Origin of the sequence: Paraburkholderia sp. EG286B, assembly GCF_040965655.1 — a bacterium.
Classification (GTDB): Bacteria; Pseudomonadota; Gammaproteobacteria; order Burkholderiales; family Burkholderiaceae; genus Paraburkholderia.
Genome location: NZ_JBFRCF010000002.1, coordinates 232,265 through 256,847, shown reverse-complemented (window position 1 = coordinate 256,847; position 24,583 = coordinate 232,265). Strand labels below are relative to the sequence as shown.

Sequence of the window (24,583 nt, the reverse complement as noted above, 5' to 3'; positions counted from 1 at the left end):
AGGACGCCCGGTTAGAGATTTGAATATGCAAAAACGACTCACACTGCTCGGTTCCACGGGCTCGATCGGAGACAGCACGCTCGACGTCGTCGCGCGTCATCCGCAACGCTTCTCGGTCTATGCACTCACTGCGCATCGCAACGGCGAGAAGCTCGTCGAACAATGCCTGCGCTTCGCCCCCGAAGTGGCCGTGGTCGGCGACGCCGACACCGCCGCCCAGGTCGAGCGCAATCTGCGCGCGGCCGGCTCGAAGACCGTCGTGACGTACGGGCCGCAGGCGCTCGTCGAAGTCTCGAAGAGCGATGGCTGCGACACGGTGGTCGCGGCCATTGTCGGCGCGGCGGGTCTCGCGCCCACGCTCGCGGCGGCGAAGGCCGGCAAGCAGATCCTGCTCGCCAACAAGGAAGCGCTCGTGATGTCCGGCGACATCTTCATCGATGCCGTGTGCGACAGCGGCGCCGTGCTACTGCCGCTCGACAGCGAGCACAACGCCGTGTTCCAATGCTTCCCGCGCGAAAACGCCGAGCGCGACGGCGTCACGAAGATCATCCTGACCGCCTCGGGCGGCCCGTTCCGCACCCGCGAGCCCTCGACGCTCGTGAACGTGACGCCCGACGAGGCCTGCAAGCACCCGAACTGGTCGATGGGCCGCAAGATCTCCGTCGATTCGGCCACGATGATGAACAAGGGCCTCGAAGTGATCGAGGCGCACTATCTGTTCGACCTGCCGGGCGAGCGCATCGACGTGCTGATCCACCCGCAGAGCGTGATCCACTCGATGGTTTCGTACGCCGACGGTTCGGTGCTCGCGCAACTAGGCAACCCCGACATGCGCACGCCGATTGCGCACGCGCTGGCGTACCCGGACCGCGTCGACTCCGGCGTCGCGCAGCTGGATCTCGCGCAGATCGCGACGCTCACGTTCGAGAAGCCCGACTACGCGCGCTTTCCGTGTCTCGCACTCGCGATGCATGCATTGGCCGCCGGCGGCGTGGCGAGCGCGGCGCTCAACGCGGCGAACGAAGTGGCAGTCGAAGCATTTTTGAACCGGCGCATCGGCTTCATGGCCATCGCCCAGACGGTGGATGCCGTACTGAACGCACTCGAGAACCGCAACGCGTCGAGTCTCGAAGTCGTGCTCGAAGTCGACGCGGCGGCCCGCCGCGCGGCTCACACCATCATAGACAGCCTGCCGGTGCCGGCCTGACAGGTCAGCGAGGGGCTTGCGGAAGGGCCCAGGCGGCCCCTCAGGCACGCAAGCCTGACCTCGGGGCCGCTCCCGCACCGGTGCGCTGCTTCCAGCCCAGGAGGCGCTCATGAACCTGCTTACCGAACTGGTCGCATTCGTCGTGGCGATCGGCGTGCTGGTCGTCGTGCACGAATACGGGCACTACAGCGTCGCGCGCCTGTGCGGCGTGAAGGTCCTGCGTTTCTCGATCGGCTTTGGCCGGCCGCTCGTCCAGTGGGTCAGCAAGAAGAGCGGCACCGAGTGGACCATCGCGGCGCTGCCGCTCGGCGGCTACGTGAAGATGCTCGACGAGCGCGAGTCGCCCGACCAGATTCCCGCAAGCGATCTGCCGCACGCGTTCAACCGCCAGTCGGTCGGCAAGCGCATTGCAATCGTCGCGGCGGGCCCCATCGCCAACTTCGTGCTGGCCGTCGCACTCTTTTCGGTGGTCTACGCGAGCGGCGTGACCGAGCAGAAGGCCATCGTCGCGGCGCCGCCCGCGCAAACCGCGGCGGCTCGGGCCGGCTTCCAGGGCGGCGAAACGATTCTTTCGGTGAGCGATGCAAACGGCAGCCGCACCGAGCCCGTGCGTTCGTGGTCGGACCTGCGCTGGAAACTGCTCGCGACGGCGTTCGACCAGGGCCATGTCGTCCTTGCCGCGCGTGATGGCGAAGGCACCTACGATTTCCCGCTCGATCTCTCGCAATTGACCAGCAAGGATCTCGACGACGACTTCATGGCGAAGCTCGGGCTCGAGGCGGGCGGCAACACGCTCAAGGTGGCGGCCGTGGAAGCGGGTAGTGCGGCGCAACATGCCGGACTGCAGGCGGGCGATCAACTGCGCGCCGTCGACGGCCGGCCCGTGGACAGCGCAAGCACTTTCATCGCCTGGGTGAAGGCGCGTGCGGGCAAGCCCGTGCGGCTCACGGTCGCGCGCGGCGAGGCTGGCCAGAACGCGCAGCAGACGCTCACGCTCACGGTCACGCCGACACTGCAGCGCGACGCGCAGACGGGTGAGGAAGTGGGCCGAATCGGCGCGGCGCTCTCGGCGCAGGCGCCTTCCGTGGATGTGCGCTACGGGCCGCTCGAGAGCGTGCGGCTCGGTGCGCATCGCACGTGGGACATCGCCGTGTATTCGCTGCGGATGTTCGGCCGCATGATCACGGGCGAAGCCTCGCTGAAGAATCTGTCGGGCCCGGTGACGATCGCCGACTACGCCGGCAAGAGCGCGAGACTCGGTCCGTCAGCGTTCCTGTCGTTCCTCGCTCTCGTGAGCATCAGCCTCGGCGTATTGAATCTGCTCCCAATTCCGGTATTGGACGGGGGGCATCTGTTATATTATGCGGTTGAAGCCGTAACGGGCAAAGCCGTCTCGGACCGCTGGCAGCTCGTACTGCAGCGCGCGGGACTTGCCTGCATCGTCGCACTGTCGGCGATCGCGTTGTTCAACGATCTGGCTCGGTTAATCCATTTTTAAAGATGTCTGGCGGCGTCCGTGGGCGGGCCGCCTGACCTGATGCAGCTATACATAATTGGGGAAGCACGTTGTTTAGACCTCATCGCTTGGTTCCAAAAACGGTTGCGGCCGCGGCGATCGCCGCACATGGACTCGTTGCCCACGCAGCAACGACGCCTTTCGTGGTTCAGGACATCCGCATCGAAGGGCTGCAACGCGTCGAGCCGGGCACGGTGTTCGCCTATCTGCCGATCAAGCAGGGCGACACGTTCACCGACGACAAGGCGTCCGAGGCCATCCGCGCACTGTATGCGACGGGCTTCTTCAACGACGTGAAGATCGCCACCGAAGGCGGCGTAGTGGTGGTGCAGGTGCAGGAGCGCCCGGCCATCGGCACGATCGACTTCGCGGGCATCAAGGAATTCGACAAGGACAACCTCACGAAGGCGCTGCGCGCGGTCGGCCTCTCGCAAGGCCGCTACTACGACAAGGCGCTCGTCGACAAGGCCGAGCAGGAGCTCAAGCGCCAGTACCTCACGCGCGGCTTCTACGCCGCCGAGGTCACGACCACGGTCACGCCGATCGACCGCAATCGCGTCGGTCTGCTGTTTTCGGTGGTCGAAGGTCCGAGCGCGAAGATCCGCCAGATCAACTTCATCGGCAACAAGACGTACAGCAGCGGCACGCTCCTCTCGGAGATGCAGCTGTCCACGCCGAACTGGTTCTCGTGGTACACGAAGAACGACCTCTACTCGAAGGAAAAGCTCACGGGCGACCTCGAGAACGTGCGCTCGTACTACCTGAACCACGGCTACCTCGAGTTCAACATCGACTCGACGCAGGTCTCGATCTCGCCCGACAAGAAGGACATGTACCTCACCATCGGCATTCACGAAGGTGAGCCGTACAAGGTGTCGGGCATCCAGCTGTCGGGCAACCTGCTCGACCGCGAGGCCGAGCTCAAGAAACTCATCAAGATCAAGCCGGGCGATACCTTTTCGGCCGAAAAGCTGCAGGCCACGACCAAGGCCATCGTCGACAAGCTCGGCGAGTACGGTTACGCGTTCGCGACCGTCAATGCGCTGCCGCAGATCGATCAGGCGAACCACACGGTCAACCTCACGCTGCAGGTCGATCCGAGCCGCCGCGTGTACGTGCGCCGCATCAACGTGGTGGGCAACACCCGCACCCGCGACGAAGTCGTGCGCCGCGAAATGCGCCAGCTCGAAAGCTCGTGGTTCGATTCGAACCGCCTCGCGCTGTCGAAGGACCGCATCAACCGTCTGGGCTACTTCACCGACGTCGACGTGACCACGGTGCCCGTGGAAGGCACGGCCGACCAGGTGGACGTCAACGTGAAGGTCGCCGAAAAGCCGACCGGCGCGATCACGCTGGGTGCGGGCTTCTCGTCGACGGACAAGGTGGTGCTGTCGGCGGGCGTGTCGCAGGACAACGTGTTCGGTTCGGGCACCTCGCTCTCGCTGAACGTGAACACCGCGAAGACGTACCGCACGCTGGCCCTCACACAGGTGGACCCGTACTTCACGGTGGACGGCATCAAGCGCATTACCGACGTCTACTACCGCACGTACCAGCCGCTGTACTACTCGACCGATTCGAGCTTCCGCATCATCACGATGGGCGGCGACCTCAAGTTCGGCATCCCGTTCTCGGAAGTCGACACGGTCTACTTCGGCGCCGGCTTCGAGCAGGACACGCTCGACATCGACTCGAACACGCCGCAGAGCTATATCGACTACGTGCACCAGTTTGGCCGCGTGTCGAACAACGTGCCGCTCACGGTGGGCTGGTCGCGCGACGCGCGTGACAGCGCGCTCGTGCCGAGCAAGGGCTACTTCACGCAGGCGAACGCCGAGTACGGCACGCCGGTTGGCGGTACGCAGTACTACAAGGCCGACATTCAGGCGCAGTACTACTACTCGTTCGCGCGCGGCTTCGTGCTGGGCCTGAACTTCCAGGGCGGCTACGGTAACGGCCTCGGCGGGAAGCCGTACCCGATCTTCAAGAACTACTACGCCGGTGGTATCGGTTCGGTGCGTGGCTACGAGCCGAGCTCGCTGGGTCCGCGCGACGCCAAGACGAACGACCCGATCGGCGGTTCGAAGATGATCGTAGGCAACGTCGAGTTGACCTTCCCGCTGCCGGGTACGGGCTACGACCGCACGCTGCGCGTCTTCACGTTTGTCGATGGTGGTAACGTCTGGGGCACGGAAGGCGACAGCATTGGCGCGAACGGCCTGCGTTACAGCTACGGTTTCGGTCTCGCGTGGATTTCGCCGATTGGCCCGCTCAAGCTGAGCTTGGGCTTCCCGGTGACCAAGCACACGGGCGACCAGTACCAGAAGTTCCAGTTCCAGATCGGGACGGCATTCTGACGTATGTTTTGCCCGGCGTTCGTTGCGCGCGCAGCGCACGACGCCGGAATCCAGGAAACGAGAGGATGACTTTGCTAACGGGTATGTTTTCCAGACGGTCGATCGGGGCGATTACCGTGTCGCTGGCGCTCCTCGGTTTTGGCATGGGCGTGGCGCAGGCGCAGGAAGCCAGGATCGCGGCGGTGAACTCCGATCGCATCCTGCGCGAATCCGCTCCCGCGAAGGCCGCGCAGACCAAGCTCGAAGCCGAGTTCGCCAAGCGCGACAAGGATCTGCAGGACATGGCGCAGCGCCTGAAGTCGATGTCCGATTCGCTCGACAAGAACGGCCCGTCGATGTCGCCGACCGATCGCGCGTCGAAGCAGCGCGACCTGTCCGCGCTCGACAGCGACTTCCAGCGCAAGCAGCGCGAATTCCGCGAAGACCTGAATCAGCGCCGCAATGAGGAACTGGCGGCGGTGCTCGACCGGGCGAACAAGGTGATCAAGCAGATCGCCGAGCAGCAGCATTACGACCTGATCGTGCAGGAAGCGGTGTACGTGAGCCCGCGCATCGACATCACCGACCAGGTGCTGAAGGCGCTCGCAGCGAATAGCGCTGGCGCTAGCAGCAGCAACTAAGGCAACGAAAAGCAACTAAGGCAGGAGCAGCACGCGCATGGCATTTACGCTTGAGGACATCGTCGGGCGGTTCGGCGGCGAAGTGGTGGGCGATGCGACGCAACGCGTCAGTTCGCTGGCGCCGCTCGACCAGGCCGGTCCGCAACAGCTCGCGTTCCTCGCCAATCCGAAGTATCTCGCGCAGGTCGGGACGACCCGCGCGGGCGCGGTGCTCATCAGCCCCGGCGACCTCGAGAAGCTCGCATCGCGCGAAGGACGCAACTTCATCGTCACACCGAATCCGTATGCTTACTTCGCGCGTGTCGCGCAGGCGTATATCGACCTCGCCGCGCCGAAGGCGCAGCCGGGCATCCACGCCAGCGCCCACGTCGACGCGAAGGCGCAGGTTGCCGCGAGCGCGGTGATCGGCCCGAACGTCACGGTCGAAGCGGGCGCCGTGATCGGGGAAAACGTACGGCTCGACGCGAACGTCTTCGTCGGCCGCGGCACCCAGGTGGACGAGGGCTCGCACCTGTATCCGGGCGTGACCGTCTACCACAGCTGCAAGCTCGGCCCGCGCGCCATCGTGCATGCCGGCGCCGTGATCGGCTCGGACGGCTTTGGTTTCGCCCCCGATTTCACGGGCGAAGGCGACGCGCGCACGGGTAGCTGGGTCAAGATTCCGCAGGTGGGCGGCGTGGCCATCGGGCCGGACGTCGAGATCGGCGCGAACACCACGATCGACCGTGGCGCGATGGCCGATACGATCATCGAAGAATGCGTGAAGATCGATAACCTCGTGCAGATCGGCCACAACTGCCGGATCGGCGCGTACACGGTCATCGCGGGCTGCGCCGGCATTGCGGGCAGCACGACGATCGGGCGTCATTGCATGATCGGCGGCGCAGTGGGCATCGCGGGGCACGTCACGCTGGGCGACTACGTGATCGTCACCGCGAAGTCGGGCGTCTCGAAGTCGTTGCCGAAGGCTGGCATCTACACGAGCGCTTTCCCGGCGGTCGATCACGCCGACTGGAACAAGAGCGCCGCGCTGTTGCGTAACATCGACAAGCTGCGCGACCGTATCAAGGCGCTCGAGGCGGCGGTAGCCCAGAAGCCGCAGGGCGAATAAGAAAGCAGTATCGAGGTAGCGGGCGGCGTGTCGCGGGAGCGGCGCGCCGCTTTGCGTAGCGGACGGCCAAAGCTGCTCGCCTGGGGGTTCCCCGCAGGGGGCCTCCGCCCGGGGCTTCCCGCCCGGGGCTTCCCGCCCGGGGCTTCCCGCCCGGGGCAATACGCATGCACGGGAGCCCGGGCGTGGCGCATACTTCGCGTCAGCGCGGGCGAGTTTGGTCCGGCGCCTCGAATATCGAAATCGAAAGTCACACGCGCAATTCCTGCGTGAGCAGAACCACCATGAACATCGAAAAACTCAACTTCGACATCCACAAGATTCTCACGCTGCTGCCGCACCGCTATCCGTTCCTGATGGTGGACCGGGTCATCGAGCTGGAGCCGCACAAGAGCATCAAGGCGTTGAAGAACGTGACGGTCAACGAGCCCTTTTTCACGGGACACTTCCCGCAGCGTCCGGTCATGCCCGGCGTGATGATTCTCGAGGCGCTGGCGCAAACCGCCGCGCTGCTCACGTTCTCGGAGGAAGAGCAGGACTTCGAGAATACGCTGTACTACTTCGTGGGCATCGACGGCGCGCGCTTCAAGCGCGTGGTCGAGCCGGGCGACCAGCTCATCCTCAACGTGACGTTCGAGCGCTACATGCGCGGCATCTGGAAGTTCAAGGCGGTGGCCGAAGTCGAAGGCTCCGTGGCCTGCGAGGCGGAACTGATGTGCACCGTCAAGAAAATGGACGCGGCGCAATAAGCAGCGCCGCCGCATGCCGCAGCGCGCCTTGACCTCGAGGCGCCGGCGCACGGAAACAGAATCGGAGAGCGAGGACGAATGAGCAGGATCCATCCCACTGCGGTCGTCGAGTCGGGCGCGCAGATCGACGAATCGGTCGAAATCGGACCGTTCGCGGTCATCGGTGCGAACGTCACCATCGGTGCACGCACGAAGGTCGGTTCGCATAGCGTGCTGGAAGGCCACACGACGATTGGCGAAGACAACACGATCGGCCACTACGCGTCGATCGGCGGCCGTCCGCAGGACATGAAGTACAAGGGCGAGCCCACCAAGCTCGTGATCGGCAGCCGCAACACCATCCGCGAGTTCACGACGCTGCATACGGGCACGGTGCAGGACACCGGCGTCACGATCATCGGCGACGACAACTGGATCATGGCCTACGTGCACGTCGGCCACGACTGCCGTCTGGGCAACAACGTCATCATGTCGAGCAACGCGCAGCTCGCGGGCCACGTGTTCGTCGAAGACCACGCGATCGTCGGCGGCATGACCGGCGTGCACCAGTTCGTGCGCATCGGCGCGCATTCGATGGTCGGCGGCGCCTCGGCGCTCGTGCAGGACGTGCCGCCGTTCGTGATCGCCGCCGGCAACAAGGCGGTGCCGCACGGCATCAACGTCGAAGGTCTGCGCCGTCGCGGCTTTTCGGCTGACGCGATTTCCGCGCTGCGCTCGGCGTATCGCACGCTCTACAAGAACGGGCTCTCGCTCGAAGAGGCGAAGGTGCAGCTCGCCGACCTCGCGCAGGCGGGCGGCGACGGCGACGTGCACGTGAAGGCGCTGCTCGACTTCGTCGAGCAGTCGCAACGCGGCATCATTCGCTGATCGATGGCGCTGACAACGCGTCCGCTGCGCCTCGCAATGGTCGCCGGCGAGCCGTCCGGCGACCTGCTCGCGTCATCGCTGCTCGCGGGTCTCAAAGCCCGCTTGCCCGACACTACGCAGTACTACGGAATTGGCGGCCCGCGCATGACGGCCGCCGGCTTCGACGCGCACTGGCCGATGGAAAAGCTCTCGGTGCGCGGCTACGTCGAGGCGCTGCGCCACATTCCCGAGATTCTGCGCATCCGCAACGAGCTCAAGCATCAGCTGCTGGCCGAACCGCCTGACGCCTTCATCGGCGTGGACGCGCCTGACTTCAATTTCGGCCTCGAGCACGCGCTGCGCGACGCGGGCATTCCGACGATCCACTTCGTCTGCCCGTCGATCTGGGCGTGGCGCGGCGGTCGTATCAAGAAGATCCAGAAGGCCGTGGATCACATGCTGTGCGTGTTCCCGTTCGAAACGGCGCTGCTCGAGAAGTCCGGGGTGGCGGCATCGTACGTGGGCCATCCGCTCGCCGACGAGATTCCGCTCGAACCGGACATGCCCGGCGCGCGCCGCACGCTGGGCCTGCCGGAAAGCGGCCCGGTGATCGCGGTGCTGCCGGGCAGCCGCCGCTCGGAAATCCACCTGATCGGCCCGACCTTCTTCGACGCGATGCAGATCATGCAGCGGCGGGAGCCGGCGCTGCGTTTCGTGATGCCGGCGGCAACGCCGGCCATCCACGCGCAGTTGCAGGAACTCGCGAACGCGCATCAGGGTCTCGCGCTCACGATCATCGACGGCCAGTCGCAACTCGCCATGACGGCCGCCGACGCGATCCTCGTGAAGAGCGGCACGGTCACGCTCGAAGCGGCGCTGCTCAAGAAGCCGATGGTCATCTCCTACAAGGTGCCCTGGCTCACCGGGCAGATCATGCGCCGCCAGGCCTATCTGCCGTACGTGGGCCTGCCGAACATACTCGCGGGCCGCTTCGTCGTGCCGGAAATCCTGCAGCACTTCGCGACGCCGGAGGCGCTTGCCGACGCGACGCTCACGCAGTTGCAGGACGAAGCAAACCGGCGCACGCTCACCGAGGTGTTCACGCAGATGCATCTGACCCTGCGCCAGAACACCGCGGAGCGCGCGGCCGAGGTGGTCGCGAGCATCGTCGAAGGCCGAAAGGGGCGGGCATGAGCGAGGGCACGATCAAGCGCACGGCAAGGCGCACGACAGCGCAGGCGGAGAAAAAGCCGCCGTCGCAAGCGGCGCTCAAACTCGCCGCGCGTCGCAAGGCGGCGCGCCAGGCCGGACTGCTGTTCGAATCGCCGGACGACGTGATCTGCGGCGTGGACGAGGCCGGCCGCGGGCCGCTCGCCGGGCCCGTGGTCGCGGCGGCCGTGATTCTCGATCCGGCGCGGCCGATTCGCGGGCTCAACGATTCGAAGGTGCTGACGGCGCAGGTGCGTGAAACGCTCTACGAGCGCATCGTCGAACGCTCGCTCGCGTGGTGCGTCGCGTCGGCGAGCGTCGAGGAAATCGACACGCTCAACATCCTGCACGCGACGATGCTGGCGATGCGGCGTGCGGTCGAAGGCTTGAGCATCGTGCCAACGCTCGCGAAGATCGACGGCAATCGCTGCCCGGTGATGCCGGTGCGCAGCGAGGCCGTGATCGGCGGCGACGCGCTCGTGCCGAGTATTTCGGCGGCGTCGATCATCGCGAAGGTCACGCGCGACCGCATGCTGGTCGATCTGCACCAGTTCCATCCGTATTACGGCTTCGACGCCCATGCGGGCTACGGCACGCCGCAGCACCTCGAAGCGTTGCGCGTGCATGGTCCGTGCGAGCACCACCGGCGCTCGTTCGCGCCCGTGCGCGACGCGTATGTACTGCACGGCATCGTCCTGCCCGGTGCTTCGACGGTGGTCAGCGACGTCGCCGGCCTCGAAACAGACGACGCCTTCGCGCCGCTGCCTTGAGCCGCTGACGGCGTCTCGCGCGAGCCTGCGCCGTTTCGCGTAGTGCCGGCGCCGCCGTTTTTCCATCTCCCGATCCTCATTTGACCCGCCAGAGCTGCCCGTGAAAGCCATTACCTCGCGCGACAATCCGCTCTACAAGCGCCTCAAGGCGCTCGCCGGCTCGACGCATCAGCAGCGGCGCAGCCATCAGGCCTTGCTCGAAGGCTTCCATCTCGCGAGCGCGTGGCTCGACGGCGGCACGCAACCCGAATACTGCGTGGTGACCGAAGGCGCGCTCGCGCATGAAGAAGCGCAGGCCATCGTCGCCCGCGTGGACGAGCGCCGTGTCATCACACTGCCCGATGCGCTCTTCGGGCAACTCTCGAACGTGGTGCACGGCGTGGGGCTGCTGCTGCTCGTCGATATGCCCGAGACGCAGTTGCCCGAGCGCATCGCATCGACCTGCCTCGTGCTCGACGGCTTGCAGGACGCCGGCAACGTCGGCTCGATCCTGCGCAGCGCGGCGGCGGCCGGCATCGACAAGGTGTTCTGCACGCCGGGTACGGCCTATGTGTGGTCGTCGAAGGTGCTGCGCTCGGCGATGGGCGCGCATTTCCTCTTGCAGGTGTTCGAGAACGTGGAGGCCGAAGCGCTCGTCGAGATGCTCGGCGTGCCGGTCGTCATCACCGATTCGCATGGCGCGCAGGCGATCGACGAGGCCGATCTCACGGGTCAGGTCGCGTGGGTGTTCGGCAACGAAGGCGCGGGCGTCTCGCAGGTATGGCGCGACGCGGCCGCGCTGCGCGTGACGATTCCGCAGCCGGGCGGCATGGAGTCGCTCAACGTCGCGGCGGCGGCGGCCGTGTGCGTGTTCGAGCAATGCCGGCAGCAGCGCCACGCACGTTGACGCTCGCGCTGGCGAGCAATAAAAAAGCCCGCTCGGACGCGGGCTTTTTCGTTTCAGGCCGGGCGTTTCAATACGACGGCTTGTCGATGCGGATTTCCTGCAGGATCGTGGTGGCGATTTCCTCGATCGACTTGTGCGTCGACGAGAGCCACTTGATGCCTTCGCGCCGCATCATCGCCTCGGCTTCGTTGACCTCATAGCGGCAATTTTCCAGTGCGGCGTACTTGCTGCCCGGGCGCCGCTCGTTGCGGATCTCGGTGAGGCGCTGCGGATCGATCGAGAGGCCGAAGATCTTCGTGCGATGCGAAAGCAACGCATTCGGCAGCTTGCCGCGCTCGAAATCGTCGGGGATTAGCGGGTAGTTCGCGGCCTTCACACCGTACTGCATCGCGAGATACAGGCTGGTCGGCGTCTTGCCGCTGCGCGACACGCCTACGAGGATCACGTCGGCGTCGGCGAGATTGCGGTCCGACTGGCCGTCGTCGTGCGCGAGCGAGAAGTTGATCGCCTCGATACGGTTCTTGTATTCGTCGGTGTCGGCGTTCTGGTGGCCGCGGCCCATGGCGTGGCTCGACTTGAGCTCCAGCTCCTGCTCGAGCGGTTCCACGAAGGTCTGGAACATGTCCATCACGAGCGCATTCGCGCGCTTGACGATCTCGTTCGAGTTGCTGTCCACGAGGGTCGTGAACACGATCGGGCGGCGGCCTTCCTGCACGGCGGCTTCGTTGATCTTCTCGGCGGTCGAGTAGGCCTTTTCGGACGAATCGACGAAGGGCACGCGCACGAGGCGGAATTTCTGGTCGAACTGCGACAGGATCGAATGCGCGAAAGTTTCGGCAGTGATCCCGGTACCGTCGGAGACGATGAATACGGTAGGCGGCATCGGTTGAGGCTGGGTACGTGAGCTGCAGGGCCGCTCGGGACAGGCTTGGGCGCCCGGAAAGCCCCGTACGGCGGGACCGAGGGGCAATTCTCGCCGACTGGCACAAATTCCAGAGTCGGCACGGTAGAATAGCGGCAACCTGTTGGATAAGCAATTGCAGTGCAACCGCGCCAAACAGCCGCCTATCGCGGTGCATTCTGGTGTCAATTTGCAGCGATTCCGTCTAACTCCATGGAATCGCGCGCATCTTCGTGCTTTTCCATTGAATGGAAATTCGTTCGCGCCCCGTGAGCGATTGCTTCTCCAACAGGTTGCGCAAGACGCGAATCCGCTTCCAATGGGCGGACCGCGTTCGAGCCCACTTGCGCAATCGTGAATTTTTTTCACACTTAGGGGCTTGTATGACTAACACCGTTGCCAAGGATCAGGCGTATGTAGTGCCTTTCGAGCAGTTGCGGATGACCGATGTCGAGATCGTGGGCGGCAAGAACGCCTCGCTCGGCGAAATGATCAGCCAGTTGGCTGAAGCAGGCGTGCGTGTGCCCACGGGCTTCGCGACGACCGCGCTCGCCTTCCGCGACTTCCTGAAACATAACAACCTGACCGAACGGATCGCCGCTCGTCTGGAGACGTTCGACGTCGACGACGTGAAGGCGTTGGCCGAAGCTGGCAAGGAGATCCGTCAATGGATCATCGACGCGCCGCTGCAGCCCAAACTCGAAGCGGACATCCGCGCCGGTTTCGAGACGCTGCAGAACGGTTCGCCGTCTGAGCTCTCGTTCGCCGTGCGTTCGTCGGCAACGGCGGAAGACCTGCCCGACGCATCGTTTGCCGGTCAACAGGAAAGCTACCTCAACGTGGTCGGCATCGAAGACGTGCTCGATCGCCTCAAGCACGTGTTCGCGTCGCTCTACAACGACCGCGCCATTTCCTATCGCGTCCACAAGGGCTTCACCCACGCCGAAGTCGCGCTGTCGGCTGGCGTGCAGCGCATGGTCCGCTCGGACCGCGGCGCCGCAGGCGTGATGTTCACGCTGGACACCGAATCGGGCTTCAAGGACGCCGTCTTCATCACGTCGAGCTACGGCCTCGGTGAGACGGTCGTGCAGGGCGCGGTGAATCCGGACGAGTTCTACGTCTTCAAGACCACGCTCGCGCAGGGCAAGGCGCCGATCATCCGCCGCTCGATCGGTTCGAAGCTCATCAAGATGGAATTCACGCAGCCGGGCGAGCCGGGCCGCGTGAAGACGGTCGACGTCTCGCACGAACAGCGCAACCGCTTCTCGATCACCGACGAAGACGTGATCGAGCTGGCCAAGTACGCCGTCATCATCGAGAAGCACTACCAGCGTCCGATGGACATCGAGTGGGGCAAGGACGGCCTCGACGGCAAGATCTTCATTCTCCAGGCGCGTCCGGAGACCGTGAAGAGCCAGGCCGCCGGCAAGGTCGAGCAGCGCTTCAAGCTCAAGGGCCAGTCGCAGGTGCTCGCAACGGGCCGCGCGATCGGCCAGAAGATCGGCGCGGGCCGCGTGAAGGTGATTCACGACCCGTCCGAAATGGAACGCGTGCAGCCGGGCGACGTGCTGGTCGCCGACATGACCGACCCGAACTGGGAGCCGGTGATGAAGCGCGCTTCGGCGATCGTCACGAACCGTGGCGGCCGTACCTGCCACGCCGCGATCATCGCGCGTGAGCTGGGCGTGCCGGCCGTGGTGGGCTGTGGCGACGCGACCGACGTGCTGAAGGACGGCGCGCTCGTGACGGTTTCGTGCGCGGAAGGCGACGAAGGCCGCATCTACGACGGGCTGCTCGAAACCGAAGTCAGCGAAGTGCAGCGTGGCGATCTGCCGGCCATTCCGGTCAAGATCATGATGAACGTCGGCAACCCGCAGCTCGCGTTCGACTTCTCGCAACTGCCGAATGCGGGTGTTGGCCTCGCGCGTCTCGAGTTCATCATCAACAACAACATCGGCGTGCACCCGAAGGCGATTCTCGAGTACCCGAATGTCGACGCGGACCTGAAGAAGGCCGTGGAAAGCGTGGCACGCGGCCACGCCTCGCCGCGCGCGTTCTACGTCGACAAGCTCACGGAAGGCATCGCCACGATCGCGGCGGCGTTCTATCCGAAGCCTGTGATCGTGCGTCTGTCGGACTTCAAGTCGAACGAGTACAAGAAGCTGATCGGCGGTTCGCGCTACGAGCCGGACGAAGAAAACCCGATGCTGGGTTTCCGCGGCGCGTCGCGTTACATCGCCGAAGACTTCGCGCAGGCGTTCGAAATGGAGTGCCTGGCGCTCAAGCGCGTGCGTGAAGAAATGGGGCTCTCGAACGTCGAGATCATGGTGCCGTTCGTGCGCACGCTCAAGCAGGCGGAGCGCGTCGTCGGCCTGCTCGAGAAGTTCGGCCTCAAGCGCGGCGTGAACGACCTCAAGCTGATCATGATGTGCGAAGTGCCGTCGAACGCGATCCTCGCCGAAGAGTTCCTGCAGTACTTCGACGGCTTCTCGATCGGCTCGAACGACCTCACGCAGCTCACGCTCGGCCTCGACCGGGACTCGGGCATGGAACTGCTGGCCGTCGACTTCGACGAGCGCGATCCGGCCGTGAAGTTCATGCTCAAGCGCGCGATCGAAACCTGCCGCCGTCTGAACAAGTACGTCGGCATCTGCGGTCAGGGGCCGTCCGACCATCCGGACTTCGCCCAGTGGCTCGCGGAAGAGGGCATCGCTTCGATCTCGCTGAACCCGGACTCGGTTGTCGAGACGTGGCAGCAGCTGGCGAAGTCGCAGTCGAAGTAAACGCGGTGCCGGGGGATTCAATCCTCGGCGCATACGGAGCTTGATGCAGCTTCCCGTGCGTCGTTGCACGCTGCGGAAAAAAGTGTCAGCTTCGTGCTATAACACCCCGGTCTATCCGGGGTGTTTTACTTTGGGAGGTCGTCGTGGGTCCGCATGGTTTGTTCTGGTGGATTGCCGCTGGCGTGCTCATCGTCGCCGAGCTGATGACCGGCACCTTCTACTTGTTGATGATCGCGCTCGGCTTTCTCGCCGGCGCGCTCAGCTATGAGCTTGGCTGGCCGCTCGACGTGCAGCTGCTCGTCGCGGCGGCGGTCGGGCTCGCGGCCGTGGTCACGCTGCGGCGCTCGCGTTTTGGCCGCCGCCGGCGCAAGACCGACGCCTCGACCGATCCGGGCGTGAACCTCGATATTGGCGCGACGCTTGTCGTCGCCGCATGGCGCGACGGCCGCGCGCGCACGATGTATCGCGGCGCCGAATGGGACGTCGAACTCGCGCCCGGCGAGCCCGAAGACGCGCCGCTCTATGAAATCAAGGCGGTGCGCGGCAGCTGCCTCGTCGTGGCGGCGAAGCGCGAGCGGCGCGAAGCCAATGCGCCCGGCGCCGCTCGCGACGACGCGCGCCAAGCGTGACGGACCGAATCCAGAATCACACCAATACACCACACAGAAGCGAACGGAGGTCCCGTATGCAAGTCCCAGTCGTCGGCCTGATTCTGCTCGTGATCGTCGTCGTGCTGATCGCGCAGACCATCAAGATCGTGCCGCAACAGCATGCCTGGGTGCTCGAACGGCTTGGGCGGTACCACGCCACGCTTACGCCGGGGCTGACGATCGTGTTGCCGTTCGTGGATCGCGTGGCCTACAAGCACGTGCTCAAGGAGATTCCGCTCGACGTGCCAAGCCAGGTCTGCATCACGCGCGACAACACGCAGCTTCAGGTCGATGGCGTGCTGTACTTCCAGGTGACCGATCCGATGAAGGCGTCGTACGGCTCGAGCAATTTCGTGTTCGCGATTACGCAGCTTTCGCAGACCACGCTGCGCTCGGTGATCGGCAAGCTCGAACTCGACAAGACCTTCGAGGAACGCGACTTCATCAACCATAGCGTCGTGTCGGCGCTCGATGAAGCCGCGTCGAACTGGGGCGTGAAGGTGCTGCGCTACGAAATCAAGGATCTCACGCCGCCGAAGGAAATCCTCCACGCCATGCAGGCGCAGATCACCGCCGAGCGGGAAAAGCGCGCGCTCATCGCGGCCTCGGAAGGGCGCAAGCAGGAACAGATCAACCTGGCAGCCGGCGCGCGCGAGGCGGCGATCCAGAAGTCGGAAGGCGAGCGTCAGGCGGCGATCAACCAGGCGCAGGGTCAGGCGGCCGCCATTCTCGCAGTGGCCGAGGCCAACGCGCAGGCCATCCAGAAGATAGGCAATTCGATCCAGGCGCAGGGCGGGATGGACGCCGTCAACCTCAAGGTGGCCGAACAGTACGTGAATGCTTTCGCCAATCTGGCGAAGCAGGGCAATACGCTGATCGTGCCGGGCAACATGGGCGACTTAAGCTCGATGATCGCATCAGCGCTGACGATCGTGAACCGGGCAGGCCTGCGCGAGGGGCAGATCAGCGGGGCCGGGGCGGCGAAGGGCGCATGAGCGCTCAGGCCGCTGCAAATGACAACGGGCCGCATGAGCGGCCCGTTGTCCATCTGAACGCTTGCTGCTGCGGAAGAATCAGGTGGGCGAGCGCATCAGGCGCGCCTTCTCGCGCTCCCAGTCGCGCTTCTTCTCGGTTTCGCGCTTGTCATGCAGCTTCTTGCCCTTGGCGAGGCCGATTTCGCACTTCACGCGGCCGCCCTTGTAGTGAAAGTTCAGCGGCACGAGCGTGAAGCCGCGCTGCTCGACCTTGCCGATCAGCTTGTCGATTTCCTCGCGATGGAGCAACAGCTTGCGGGTGCGCGTGGGGTCCGGCTGGATGTGCGTCGAGGCCTCGGGCAGCGGGCTGATGTGCGTGCCGATCAGGTAGAGTTCGCCGTCCTTGATCACGACGTAGCTTTCCTTGATGTTGGCTCGCCCGGCGCGCATGGCCTTGACTTCCCATCCTTCCAGCACGAGCCCGGCCTCGTGGCGTTCTTCGATGAAGTAATCGAAGAACGCTTTTCTGTTGTCGATGATGCTCATAGGAAAATGGGATTGGCCCAACTCGTTTAAAATTACGATTTTAGCAAAGCGGGCTTCCGAAAGCCCGTGGCGCTTTCACCCTAGCCACGCATTGCGCAATTTATGGCGGATGTCCAGAAAACCGTGTTGATTCGCCATTCGGCGGAACAAATGTTCGACCTCGTCACCGACGTCGCCGACTACCCCAACTTCCTGCCGTGGTGCGGCGGCGTCGAGATTCGCCGTCAGGACGAGAGCGGCATGGAGGCGAAGATCGACATCAACTTCAAGGGCATCAAGCAACACTTCGCCACGCGCAACTCGCAAAAGCGGCCCGAGCGTATCGACATGGAGTTCGCCGATGGCCCGTTCCGCAAGTTCACGGGCTACTGGCGTTTCACGCCGCTGCGCGCCGACGCCTGCAAGATCGAGTTTGCGCTGCATTACGAGTTTTCAAACATCATTCTCGAAAAGCTCATCGGGCCGGTGTTCCATCACATCGCGAACACCTTCGTCGACTCCTTCGTGAAGCGCGCCGACCAGCGCTACGGCAAGCCATGAGCGCGAATCTCTCCATCGACGTCTGCTATGCACTGCCGGATACGCAGACGCTCATCAGCATCGAGCTGCCCGCGGGCGCGACTGTCCAGCAGGCCATCGACGCGAGCGGCATTCTCGCGCGCCACCCCGAGATCGATCTGGCGAAGCTCAAGGTGGGCGTGTACGGCAAGCTCAAGCCGCTCGACACCGTGCTCGCCGACCACGACCGCGTGGAGATCTACCGGCCGCTGATCGTCGACCCGAAGATGGCGCGCCAGCGCCGCGTCGACAAGACCCGCAAGGAAGGCTCGATCGAAGGGCGCAAGTGGCTGCCCAAGGATTCGCGGTAAGCGTCGAGCCAGGTTGCCAAGGATTTGCCGCACCAATGCAATGGGCGGGACAGCTTGCGCTGTCTCGCCCATTCGGTTTTTTGCGGCCCGGCGCGCTCAGGCGGTGGTCGTGCGGCCGGCTCGCTTGGCGTCGACGTCGGGTTGCGCGAGGCGGGTTTCGTTGCCGATGCCTGGCAGATCGCCGTCCGGCACGATGCCGTCGCCGTGCGCGGTGTCTTCCGGACCGCCGGAATGCTGGCGCACCGACCAGCTCACGCCCGCCACCAGCAGCACGATCGCCGCGATTTCCAGCCCGCGCGGCAGCCGGTGATCGTAGATAAACCCGTAGAGCAGGGCGAACAGCGTCTCGAACACGATCATCTGGCCAGACAGCGTGAGCGGCAAGCGCTTGGCGGCGGCGTTCCAGAGGCCGTTGCCGAGCCACGAGGCGCCGATCGCGAGCACCAGATTCAACTGCCAGAACGTGGTCCAGCGGCCGGCGGCCACGGTTGCCTGCACCCAGTGCGACGGCACGACGAGAATGCCGAGCCAGAGCAGGCCGCCGAGCGCGCCCGTGACCACGCCCCAGAGCACCGACCATTCGTTGCCGCTGAAGTGCGCATTGCGCTGCAGATAGCGAGCGTTCTCGACCGCGAACCAGGTCCAGCACACGAGCGCGCCGACGGCGCAACCAATGCCCGCAATGCGCGTGAGGACGCTCGCGCCGCCTGCCTCGCTGGCTGCGCTGAACACGTCCACGTTGATGCAGACGATGCCGGCCGCGATCATCGCAAGCGGCCAGACCAGACGTGAAAGGGGCACGGCGCCATGGTCGCGGCGGCCAAGCAGCGTGACCGTGACGGGCAGCACGCCGACGATCAGCGAGGCAGGCGCGATGCCCACCAGATGGATGGCGCTCGCGAGAAACAGGTAATAGAGCACGTTGCCCACCAGCGCGAGCTTCACGAGCGCGACGAGATCGGCACGAGTCATGCGCGGCCAGACGCGGCGCAGCATGGGCAAAAGCGCGGCGAGCGAGACGAGTCCATACATCGCGTAGCGGCCCGCGCTCAGGAGCAGTGGCGAGAACTCCGCCAGTTGCCGGGGCACGACGAACACCGTTCCCCACAATGCGCCGGCGAGCACGCCGTACAACACACCACGCTGCATTTGTAATGCCTCCAGAAACTTCGGGTGGCCCAGGCGGGCCGTATTAACAGGACGGCCCGAAGCATAACTGGAGGCGTGCGCACCCGTCTTGTTCAATCCTGCATCGGCCGTCCGATATTCGGGTCGGAGGCGCGGCTCGCCCGCACGGTTCGCACCGGCAGGGCCGGAGCGTGGAAATAATCCCGAAAACGGCGCTAAGCTACTGTTAGCGCTGATGATTTCCAGGGCGCTATCGCGTATAATCTGCTTTTGCGCCTATAGGATTTGCCATGCGTCTGATCCAGAAAGCACTCACGTTCGATGACGTGCTCCTCGTCCCCGCCTTTTCCGACGTTCTCCCGCGCGACACCAGCCTGAAGACCCGGCTGACCCGCAATATCTCCCTGAACATTCCGCTCGTGTCGGCCGCTATGGATACCGTCACGGAAGGCCGTCTGGCAATCGCCATGGCGCAGCAGGGGGGTGTCGGAATCGTTCACAAGAACCTCACGCCGGCCGAGCAGGCGCGCGAGGTCGCGAAGGTGAAGCGCTTCGAGTCGGGCGTCGTGCGCGATCCGATCACGGTTCCGCCGCAAATGAAGGTCGCCGACGTCATCGCGCTCTCGCAGCAGCATGGCATTTCGGGCTTCCCGGTCGTCGAAGGCGCACAACTGGTCGGCATCGTCACGAACCGCGACCTGCGTTTCGAAACGCGTCTGGATGAGCCGGTGCGCTCGATCATGACGCCGCGCGAACGCCTCGTCACCGTCAAGGAAGGCACGCCGCTCGTCGAAGCCAAGGCGCTCATGCACAGCCACCGCCTCGAGCGCGTGCTGGTCGTGAACGACTCGTTCGAGCTGCGCGGCCTCATGACCGTCAAGGACATCACCAAGCAGACCGAGCACCCGGCCGCCTGTAAGGACGAGCACGGCAAGCTGCGCGCGGGCGCGGCGGTCGGCGTCGGTCCGGACAACGAAGAGCGCGTCGAGCTGCTGGTGCAAGCCGGCGTGGACGTGATCGTCGTGGATACGGCGCACGGCCACAGCAAGGGCGTGCTCGAGCGCGTTCGCTGGGTCAAGAAGAACTTCCCGCACGTCGAAGTGATCGGCGGCAACATCGCCACGGCCGACGCGGCGCGCGCGCTCGTCGAATACGGCGCGGACGGCGTGAAGGTCGGTATCGGCCCGGGCTCGATCTGCACGACGCGTATCGTGGCCGGCGTGGGCGTGCCGCAGATCAGCGCGATCTCCAACGTCTCGGAAGCGCTCAAGGGCACGGGCGTGCCGTGCATCGCCGACGGCGGCGTGCGCTACTCGGGCGACGTTTCGAAGGCGCTGGCCGCCGGCGCGAACGCCGTGATGATGGGCAGCATGTTCGCGGGCACCGAAGAGTCGCCGGGCGACGTGTTCCTGTACCAGGGCCGCCAGTACAAGTCGTATCGCGGCATGGGCTCGGTCGGCGCGATGAAGGACGGCGCCGCGGACCGCTACTTCCAGGACAACTCGGCGAACATCGACAAGCTCGTGCCGGAAGGCATCGAAGGCCGTGTCGCCTACAAGGGTCCCATCAACGCGATCCTGTTCCAGCTGATCGGCGGCGTGCGCGCCTCGATGGGCTACTGCGGCTGCCGTACGATCGAAGACCTGCATGCGAAGGCGGAGTTCGTGCAGATTACCGGCGCCGGCCTGCACGAGTCGCACGTGCACGACGTGCAGATCACGAAGGAAGCGCCCAACTATCACGTGGACTAAGCCCCGATGAAGCCGCTGCTGCGCGTGCTGCTGATTGTCGATGCGTTGACGTTGCTGGGGTTCGGCGTGCTGTTCGTTCTCACGCCCTGGACCCTCGTCTACAACGCGTTGCAACTGGTGCAAACGCAGCCGGCGCTCGTTGGGCAGGCGTTCGGCGTGGTGCTGCTGGGTTTCGCGTGGCTTGCGCTGCGCGCGGCCTTCCACGGGGAGATGACACTGCCTGTGGGCCGCACCGTGGGGCACGTCAACTGGATTGCCGGCGTGCTGATGCTGGTCTGGCTGATCGGGCTGCGTGCGCCGCAGCTCACGGGTTTTGGCCAGTTGGTGGCAGGTGCGGTTGGGGTGTGGCTGATCGTCCTCGGCTTGGGCGGCGTCCGGCTCGCGGGCGCGGTGCGCAAGCGCCAGAAAGGGCAGGCGAGCGGCAGTTCCGCGCAGCAGCGCAAGGCGGAGAAGGCGCAGCCCGAACGTCGCGAAGAGCCGGTGTCGTACGCGAAGCCGGGCTTTCTGCGAACGATGGCGTGGGGCGGTGCGCAAGCGGCAAAGCGGCCGGCAGCGCCGGTCGAACCCGTTGTGCAGGTCCCGACCGTGACGCCCGCAGCGGTTCCGCCGGTTACGCCCCGTCCAGCGCCGGTTACGCCGCCGCCCGCCAGTCCGGCGCAGGCTCGCGAGACGGCTCGCGACGAAGCGGCCGACGCACCGAGGCCGCCGCTGCGTGGCTGAGGCCGCGCGCAAACCCGGCCTCCCAAACAGCAGACGCAGTGCGCCCGAAGCACACCCGAACTTGCGCCACCCGGTGCCGCCGTAGCACGGCGCTCCGGGCCTGATGAATTCACGCTGCGCGCGTTTGAACTGTCGCGCGGCTTTCCGTATCCGTTCTTTTTTAGGTCTCGTCCGCAGCCATGCACGACAAAATCCTGATCCTCGACTTCGGCTCGCAAGTCACCCAGCTCATCGCGCGCCGCGTGCGCGAAGCCCACGTTTATTCGGAAATCCATCCGTACGATGTGGACGACGCGTTCGTGCGCGAATTCGCGCCGAAGGGCATCATCCTCTCCGGCGGCCCGAACTCGGTCACCGACACCGACACGCCGCGCGCGCCGCAAGCCGTGTTCGAACTGGGCGTGCCGGTTCTCGGCATTTGCTACGGCATGCAGACGATGGCCGAGCAGCTCGGCGGCAAGGTGGACGGCGGCCACCTGCGCGAGTTCGGCTACGCCGAAGTGCGCGCGCGCAACCACACGAGCTTCCTCGAAGGCATCGAAGACTTCCGCACGAGCGAAGGCCACGGCATGCTCAAGGTGTGGATGAGCCACGGCGACAAGGTCACGGAGATGCCGGCGGGCTTCCAGCTGATGGCATCGACGGAATCGTGCCCGATCGCGGCCATGGCCGACGAAGCGCGCCACTTCTACGGCCTGCAATGGCACCCGGAAGTCACGCACACGGTGCAGGGCCGCGCGATGCTCGAGCGCTTCGTGCTTGGCATCTGCGGCGCGAAGGCCGACTGGGAGATGGGCCACTACATCGACGAAGCCGTCGAGACGATCCGCAAGCAGGTGGGCAACGAGCACGTGATTCTCGGCCTCTCGGGCGGCGTGGATTCGTCGGTGGCGGCGGCGCTGCTGCATCGTGCGATTGGCGACCAGCTGACCTGCGTGTTCGTCGATCACGGCCTGCTGCGTCTGAACGAAGCCGAGCAGGTGATGTCGATGTTCGCCGACAACCTCGGCGTGAAGGTGATCCATGTCGACGCGAGCGAAGCGTTCATGTCGAAGCTCGCGGGCGTGACCGATCCGGAAGCGAAGCGCAAGATCATCGGCGCGGAGTTCGTCGAAGTGTTCCAGACCGAAGCGGGCAAGCTCACCGACGCCAAATGGCTCGCGCAGGGCACGATCTATCCGGACGTCATCGAGTCGGCCGGCAAGGGCAAGAAGGCCGCGCACACGATCAAGAGCCACCACAACGTGGGCGGCCTGCCGGAGACGCTCAACCTCAAGCTGCTCGAACCGCTGCGCGAACTCTTCAAGGACGAAGTGCGCGAACTGGGCGTGAAGCTCGGCCTGCCGCATGAAATGGTCTATCGCCATCCGTTCCCGGGCCCGGGCCTCGGCGTGCGCATTCTCGGCGAAGTGAAGCGCGATTTCGCGGATCTGCTGCGCCGTGCCGATGCGATCTTCATCGAGACGCTGCGCAACACGATCGACAAGGAAACCGGCAAGTCGTGGTACGAGCTCACGAGCCAGGCGTTCGCCGTGTTCCTGCCGGTGAAGAGCGTGGGCGTGATGGGCGACGGCCGCACCTACGAGTATGTCGTTGCGCTGCGCGCGGTGCAGACGCTCGACTTCATGACGGCGCACTGGGCGCACCTGCCGCACGAACTGCTGGGCCACGTGTCGAACCGCATCATCAATGAAGTGCGCGGCATCAACCGTGTGGTGTACGACATCTCGGGCAAGCCGCCCGCGACGATCGAATGGGAATGATGCTTTCCCGCTAGCCTGCTGGCGATGCAAAAAACCCGCGTTCGGCACGTTGTGCCGGCGCGGGTTTTTTACTTCCGGCACTCAATGCTTCAGACACGTATCCGCATTCTTCCAGGTGCAAACGTCGAGGCCCGTGTGAACGATCGGCTTCACCGTCTTGCCTTCGGCGAGGTCGCGCATCACCATCGCCGCCTGATAGCCCATTTCCTCGGGTCGCTGCCCGACCAGCGCATTGACCTTGTGGTCCTTGAGGGCCTGCAGCTCCGGCCCGAGCGTATCGGCTGAAACGATCACGAACTGGCCGCTGCTGATCTTGTCCATGATCGGCGCGACGACCTGCGAATACGCCTCGGGTGCGAAGAGCGGCCAGCCGCCCTCGAACACGAACGCCCGCAGCGTGCCGGCGTTCGCGGTGAGCGTGTCCTGCATCATCTGGTTCGCTTTCGCGGCGTCGTCGTTCACGTAGAGCGGGCACGCGCTGATCTCATGCCAGTTGTTTTCGCCCGCCAGCTTCTTGATGCCTTTCTTGCCCGAGAGCACGTCGCGCGTGCCCTGGGCGCGCTGGTTGATGTTCTCGGCCGCGGGGTTGCCCATCACGAGGCAGATGTTGCCGCCCTTGGGCATCAGCGTCTTCAGCTGCTCGCCGAGCTTCACGCCCAGCTCGTAGTTGTCGGTGCCCACATACGCCTTGCGCAACGACTGGTCCTTCGGCAGCAGGTCGGCGTCCGCGGTGATGATCGGGATCTTCGCGTTACGGCGGCGGATCACTTCGGCGATGGCCGGCGCGTTCGACGGCGAAATCGCAATCGCCGCGACGCCCTTGGTCAGCAGGTCGTCGACGATCTGCACTTCGGCGCTTTCGTCCGCGGCCGTCGCGGGGCCCGTGTAGTAGCAGTTGTAGCCCTGTTTGCTGAGCTCCTTGTTGGCCCGGTCGCAGCCCTGGTGCATGAGGTCGAAGTACGGATTGTCGAGGCCCTTCACGACCAGCGCGAGGGTCTTGTCGGCTGCATAGGCGGAAGAGGCCAGCATGGCGAGCCCTCCGATCGCAGCGAGATACTTCCACGCATTCTTCATGGTTTCCTCCTGTTCGGCGCCGGGTGTGCGGCGCGCGTGTCTCTTACAGTTTTCGTCATCGGAAGGAAAGCCCGCGCCCGTGCCTTGGGCTTTCTGCGGAACCTCGCGCGACGCGTCGCGCTTGTTGTGATGGCTGACGGCCGGCGGTTCCGCATG

22 protein-coding genes are annotated in these 24,583 nt (G+C 65.0%); 18 read left to right on the top strand and 4 right to left on the bottom strand.

The window, feature by feature from the left end:
* Nucleotides 1-25 precede the first annotated feature (25 nt).
* From AB4Y42_RS04530 to AB4Y42_RS04485, 10 genes are all read left to right on the top strand, one after another.
* Nucleotides 26-1,207, top strand: a complete 1,182-nt coding sequence (locus tag AB4Y42_RS04530; RefSeq protein ID WP_368693509.1) for a 1-deoxy-D-xylulose-5-phosphate reductoisomerase — start codon at nucleotides 26-28, stop codon at nucleotides 1,205-1,207.
* 109 nt (nucleotides 1,208-1,316) lie between these two features.
* Entirely contained in the window at nucleotides 1,317-2,705 is a 1,389-nt protein-coding gene (rseP, locus tag AB4Y42_RS04525; RefSeq protein WP_368686129.1) for an RIP metalloprotease RseP, read from the top strand.
* Nucleotides 2,706-2,773: 68 nt separating this feature from the next.
* Nucleotides 2,774-5,080, top strand: coding sequence for an outer membrane protein assembly factor BamA (bamA, locus tag AB4Y42_RS04520; protein WP_368686128.1), 2,307 nt, complete (start codon nucleotides 2,774-2,776; stop codon nucleotides 5,078-5,080).
* A 71-nt stretch (nucleotides 5,081-5,151) separates the two neighbouring features.
* Nucleotides 5,152-5,700 carry an OmpH family outer membrane protein gene (locus AB4Y42_RS04515; protein WP_368686341.1) on the top strand — a complete coding sequence of 183 codons (549 nt, stop codon included), beginning with the start codon at nucleotides 5,152-5,154 and terminating at the stop codon, nucleotides 5,698-5,700.
* 37 nt (nucleotides 5,701-5,737) lie between these two features.
* Nucleotides 5,738-6,811: a UDP-3-O-(3-hydroxymyristoyl)glucosamine N-acyltransferase gene (gene lpxD / locus AB4Y42_RS04510; RefSeq protein WP_368686127.1), complete on the top strand. Its 1,074-nt coding sequence runs from the start codon at nucleotides 5,738-5,740 to the stop codon at nucleotides 6,809-6,811.
* A gap of 281 nt (nucleotides 6,812-7,092) precedes the next feature.
* Entirely contained in the window at nucleotides 7,093-7,557 is a 465-nt protein-coding gene (gene fabZ, locus AB4Y42_RS04505; RefSeq protein ID WP_028204052.1) for a 3-hydroxyacyl-ACP dehydratase FabZ, read from the top strand.
* Nucleotides 7,558-7,635: 78 nt separating this feature from the next.
* The gene (gene lpxA / locus AB4Y42_RS04500; RefSeq protein WP_342921362.1) at nucleotides 7,636-8,424 is read left to right on the top strand and encodes an acyl-ACP--UDP-N-acetylglucosamine O-acyltransferase; all 789 of its coding nucleotides are present in this window, start codon (nucleotides 7,636-7,638) and stop codon (nucleotides 8,422-8,424) included.
* Nucleotides 8,425-8,427: 3 nt separating this feature from the next.
* Nucleotides 8,428-9,597, top strand: coding sequence for a lipid-A-disaccharide synthase (gene lpxB / locus AB4Y42_RS04495; RefSeq protein WP_368693508.1), 1,170 nt, complete (start codon nucleotides 8,428-8,430; stop codon nucleotides 9,595-9,597).
* Entirely contained in the window at nucleotides 9,594-10,382 is a 789-nt protein-coding gene (gene rnhB, locus AB4Y42_RS04490) for a ribonuclease HII (RefSeq protein ID WP_368693507.1), read from the top strand. Before lpxB ends, rnhB begins: the two co-directional genes overlap by 4 nt.
* 100 nt (nucleotides 10,383-10,482) lie before the next feature.
* Nucleotides 10,483-11,268: a TrmH family RNA methyltransferase gene (locus tag AB4Y42_RS04485; RefSeq protein ID WP_368686124.1), complete on the top strand. Its 786-nt coding sequence runs from the start codon at nucleotides 10,483-10,485 to the stop codon at nucleotides 11,266-11,268.
* A 67-nt stretch (nucleotides 11,269-11,335) separates the two neighbouring features.
* On the opposite strand, the gene AB4Y42_RS04480 is transcribed toward AB4Y42_RS04485, so the two are convergent.
* The gene (locus tag AB4Y42_RS04480) at nucleotides 11,336-12,151 is read right to left on the bottom strand and encodes a pyruvate, water dikinase regulatory protein (protein WP_028204047.1); all 816 of its coding nucleotides are present in this window, start codon (nucleotides 12,149-12,151) and stop codon (nucleotides 11,336-11,338) included.
* Between the two features lie 401 nt (nucleotides 12,152-12,552).
* Here AB4Y42_RS04480 and ppsA point away from each other — a divergent pair, with 401 nt between their 5' ends.
* From ppsA to AB4Y42_RS04465, 3 genes are all read left to right on the top strand, one after another.
* A complete protein-coding gene (ppsA, locus tag AB4Y42_RS04475) occupies nucleotides 12,553-14,952 on the top strand; it encodes a phosphoenolpyruvate synthase (protein ID WP_368686122.1) in 2,400 nt (799 codons plus the stop codon).
* 143 nt (nucleotides 14,953-15,095) lie between these two features.
* Nucleotides 15,096-15,581, top strand: coding sequence for an NfeD family protein (locus tag AB4Y42_RS04470; RefSeq protein WP_368686121.1), 486 nt, complete (start codon nucleotides 15,096-15,098; stop codon nucleotides 15,579-15,581).
* Nucleotides 15,582-15,637: 56 nt separating this feature from the next.
* A complete protein-coding gene (locus AB4Y42_RS04465; RefSeq protein ID WP_069265629.1) occupies nucleotides 15,638-16,597 on the top strand; it encodes an SPFH domain-containing protein in 960 nt (319 codons plus the stop codon).
* A gap of 78 nt (nucleotides 16,598-16,675) precedes the next feature.
* On the opposite strand, the gene smpB is transcribed toward AB4Y42_RS04465, so the two are convergent.
* Nucleotides 16,676-17,122 carry an SsrA-binding protein SmpB gene (gene smpB, locus AB4Y42_RS04460; RefSeq protein ID WP_069265630.1) on the bottom strand — a complete coding sequence of 149 codons (447 nt, stop codon included), beginning with the start codon at nucleotides 17,120-17,122 and terminating at the stop codon, nucleotides 16,676-16,678.
* Between the two features lie 102 nt (nucleotides 17,123-17,224).
* Between smpB and AB4Y42_RS04455 the strand changes: the two genes are divergently transcribed.
* Entirely contained in the window at nucleotides 17,225-17,662 is a 438-nt protein-coding gene (locus AB4Y42_RS04455) for a type II toxin-antitoxin system RatA family toxin (protein WP_042265786.1), read from the top strand.
* The gene (locus AB4Y42_RS04450) at nucleotides 17,659-17,991 is read left to right on the top strand and encodes an RnfH family protein (RefSeq protein WP_368686120.1); all 333 of its coding nucleotides are present in this window, start codon (nucleotides 17,659-17,661) and stop codon (nucleotides 17,989-17,991) included. Before AB4Y42_RS04455 ends, AB4Y42_RS04450 begins: the two co-directional genes overlap by 4 nt.
* Nucleotides 17,992-18,087: 96 nt before the next feature.
* Here AB4Y42_RS04450 and AB4Y42_RS04445 read toward each other — a convergent pair whose 3' ends face one another.
* Nucleotides 18,088-19,140, bottom strand: coding sequence for a DMT family transporter (locus tag AB4Y42_RS04445; protein WP_368693506.1), 1,053 nt, complete (start codon nucleotides 19,138-19,140; stop codon nucleotides 18,088-18,090).
* A 269-nt stretch (nucleotides 19,141-19,409) separates the two neighbouring features.
* Here AB4Y42_RS04445 and guaB point away from each other — a divergent pair, with 269 nt between their 5' ends.
* The 3 genes from guaB to guaA all read left to right on the top strand — a co-directional run bounded on the left by guaB (nucleotide 19,410) and on the right by guaA (nucleotide 23,353).
* Nucleotides 19,410-20,870: an IMP dehydrogenase gene (guaB, locus tag AB4Y42_RS04440; protein WP_368686118.1), complete on the top strand. Its 1,461-nt coding sequence runs from the start codon at nucleotides 19,410-19,412 to the stop codon at nucleotides 20,868-20,870.
* Nucleotides 20,871-20,876: 6 nt separating this feature from the next.
* Nucleotides 20,877-21,590, top strand: coding sequence for a hypothetical protein (locus AB4Y42_RS04435; protein ID WP_368693505.1), 714 nt, complete (start codon nucleotides 20,877-20,879; stop codon nucleotides 21,588-21,590).
* A 179-nt stretch (nucleotides 21,591-21,769) separates the two neighbouring features.
* Nucleotides 21,770-23,353: a glutamine-hydrolyzing GMP synthase gene (gene guaA / locus AB4Y42_RS04430; protein ID WP_133181242.1), complete on the top strand. Its 1,584-nt coding sequence runs from the start codon at nucleotides 21,770-21,772 to the stop codon at nucleotides 23,351-23,353.
* An 81-nt stretch (nucleotides 23,354-23,434) separates the two neighbouring features.
* On the opposite strand, the gene AB4Y42_RS04425 is transcribed toward guaA, so the two are convergent.
* Complete coding sequence (locus AB4Y42_RS04425; RefSeq protein ID WP_368693504.1) at nucleotides 23,435-24,427, bottom strand: sugar-binding protein; 993 nt, start codon at nucleotides 24,425-24,427, stop codon at nucleotides 23,435-23,437.
* Nucleotides 24,428-24,583 lie beyond the last annotated feature (156 nt).

What these genes read in the sequence shown, in the direction of transcription:
- AB4Y42_RS04530 (WP_368693509.1), top strand. Translation starts at nt 26, where the DNA reads ATGCAAAAACGACTCACACTGCTCGGTTCCACGGGCTCGATCGGAGAC.
- rseP (WP_368686129.1), top strand. Translation starts at nt 1,317, where the DNA reads ATGAACCTGCTTACCGAACTGGTCGCATTCGTCGTGGCGATCGGCGTG.
- lpxD (WP_368686127.1), top strand. Translation starts at nt 5,738, where the DNA reads ATGGCATTTACGCTTGAGGACATCGTCGGGCGGTTCGGCGGCGAAGTG.
- fabZ (WP_028204052.1), top strand. Translation starts at nt 7,093, where the DNA reads ATGAACATCGAAAAACTCAACTTCGACATCCACAAGATTCTCACGCTG.
- lpxA (WP_342921362.1), top strand. Translation starts at nt 7,636, where the DNA reads ATGAGCAGGATCCATCCCACTGCGGTCGTCGAGTCGGGCGCGCAGATC.
- lpxB (WP_368693508.1), top strand. Translation starts at nt 8,428, where the DNA reads ATGGCGCTGACAACGCGTCCGCTGCGCCTCGCAATGGTCGCCGGCGAG.
- rnhB (WP_368693507.1), top strand. Translation starts at nt 9,594, where the DNA reads ATGAGCGAGGGCACGATCAAGCGCACGGCAAGGCGCACGACAGCGCAG.
- AB4Y42_RS04480 (WP_028204047.1), bottom strand. Translation starts at nt 12,151, where the DNA reads ATGCCGCCTACCGTATTCATCGTCTCCGACGGTACCGGGATCACTGCC.
- ppsA (WP_368686122.1), top strand. Translation starts at nt 12,553, where the DNA reads ATGACTAACACCGTTGCCAAGGATCAGGCGTATGTAGTGCCTTTCGAG.
- AB4Y42_RS04465 (WP_069265629.1), top strand. Translation starts at nt 15,638, where the DNA reads ATGCAAGTCCCAGTCGTCGGCCTGATTCTGCTCGTGATCGTCGTCGTG.
- smpB (WP_069265630.1), bottom strand. Translation starts at nt 17,122, where the DNA reads ATGAGCATCATCGACAACAGAAAAGCGTTCTTCGATTACTTCATCGAA.
- AB4Y42_RS04455 (WP_042265786.1), top strand. Translation starts at nt 17,225, where the DNA reads ATGGCGGATGTCCAGAAAACCGTGTTGATTCGCCATTCGGCGGAACAA.
- AB4Y42_RS04450 (WP_368686120.1), top strand. Translation starts at nt 17,659, where the DNA reads ATGAGCGCGAATCTCTCCATCGACGTCTGCTATGCACTGCCGGATACG.
- AB4Y42_RS04445 (WP_368693506.1), bottom strand. Translation starts at nt 19,140, where the DNA reads ATGCAGCGTGGTGTGTTGTACGGCGTGCTCGCCGGCGCATTGTGGGGA.
- guaB (WP_368686118.1), top strand. Translation starts at nt 19,410, where the DNA reads ATGCGTCTGATCCAGAAAGCACTCACGTTCGATGACGTGCTCCTCGTC.
- AB4Y42_RS04435 (WP_368693505.1), top strand. Translation starts at nt 20,877, where the DNA reads ATGAAGCCGCTGCTGCGCGTGCTGCTGATTGTCGATGCGTTGACGTTG.
- guaA (WP_133181242.1), top strand. Translation starts at nt 21,770, where the DNA reads ATGCACGACAAAATCCTGATCCTCGACTTCGGCTCGCAAGTCACCCAG.
- AB4Y42_RS04425 (WP_368693504.1), bottom strand. Translation starts at nt 24,427, where the DNA reads ATGAAGAATGCGTGGAAGTATCTCGCTGCGATCGGAGGGCTCGCCATG.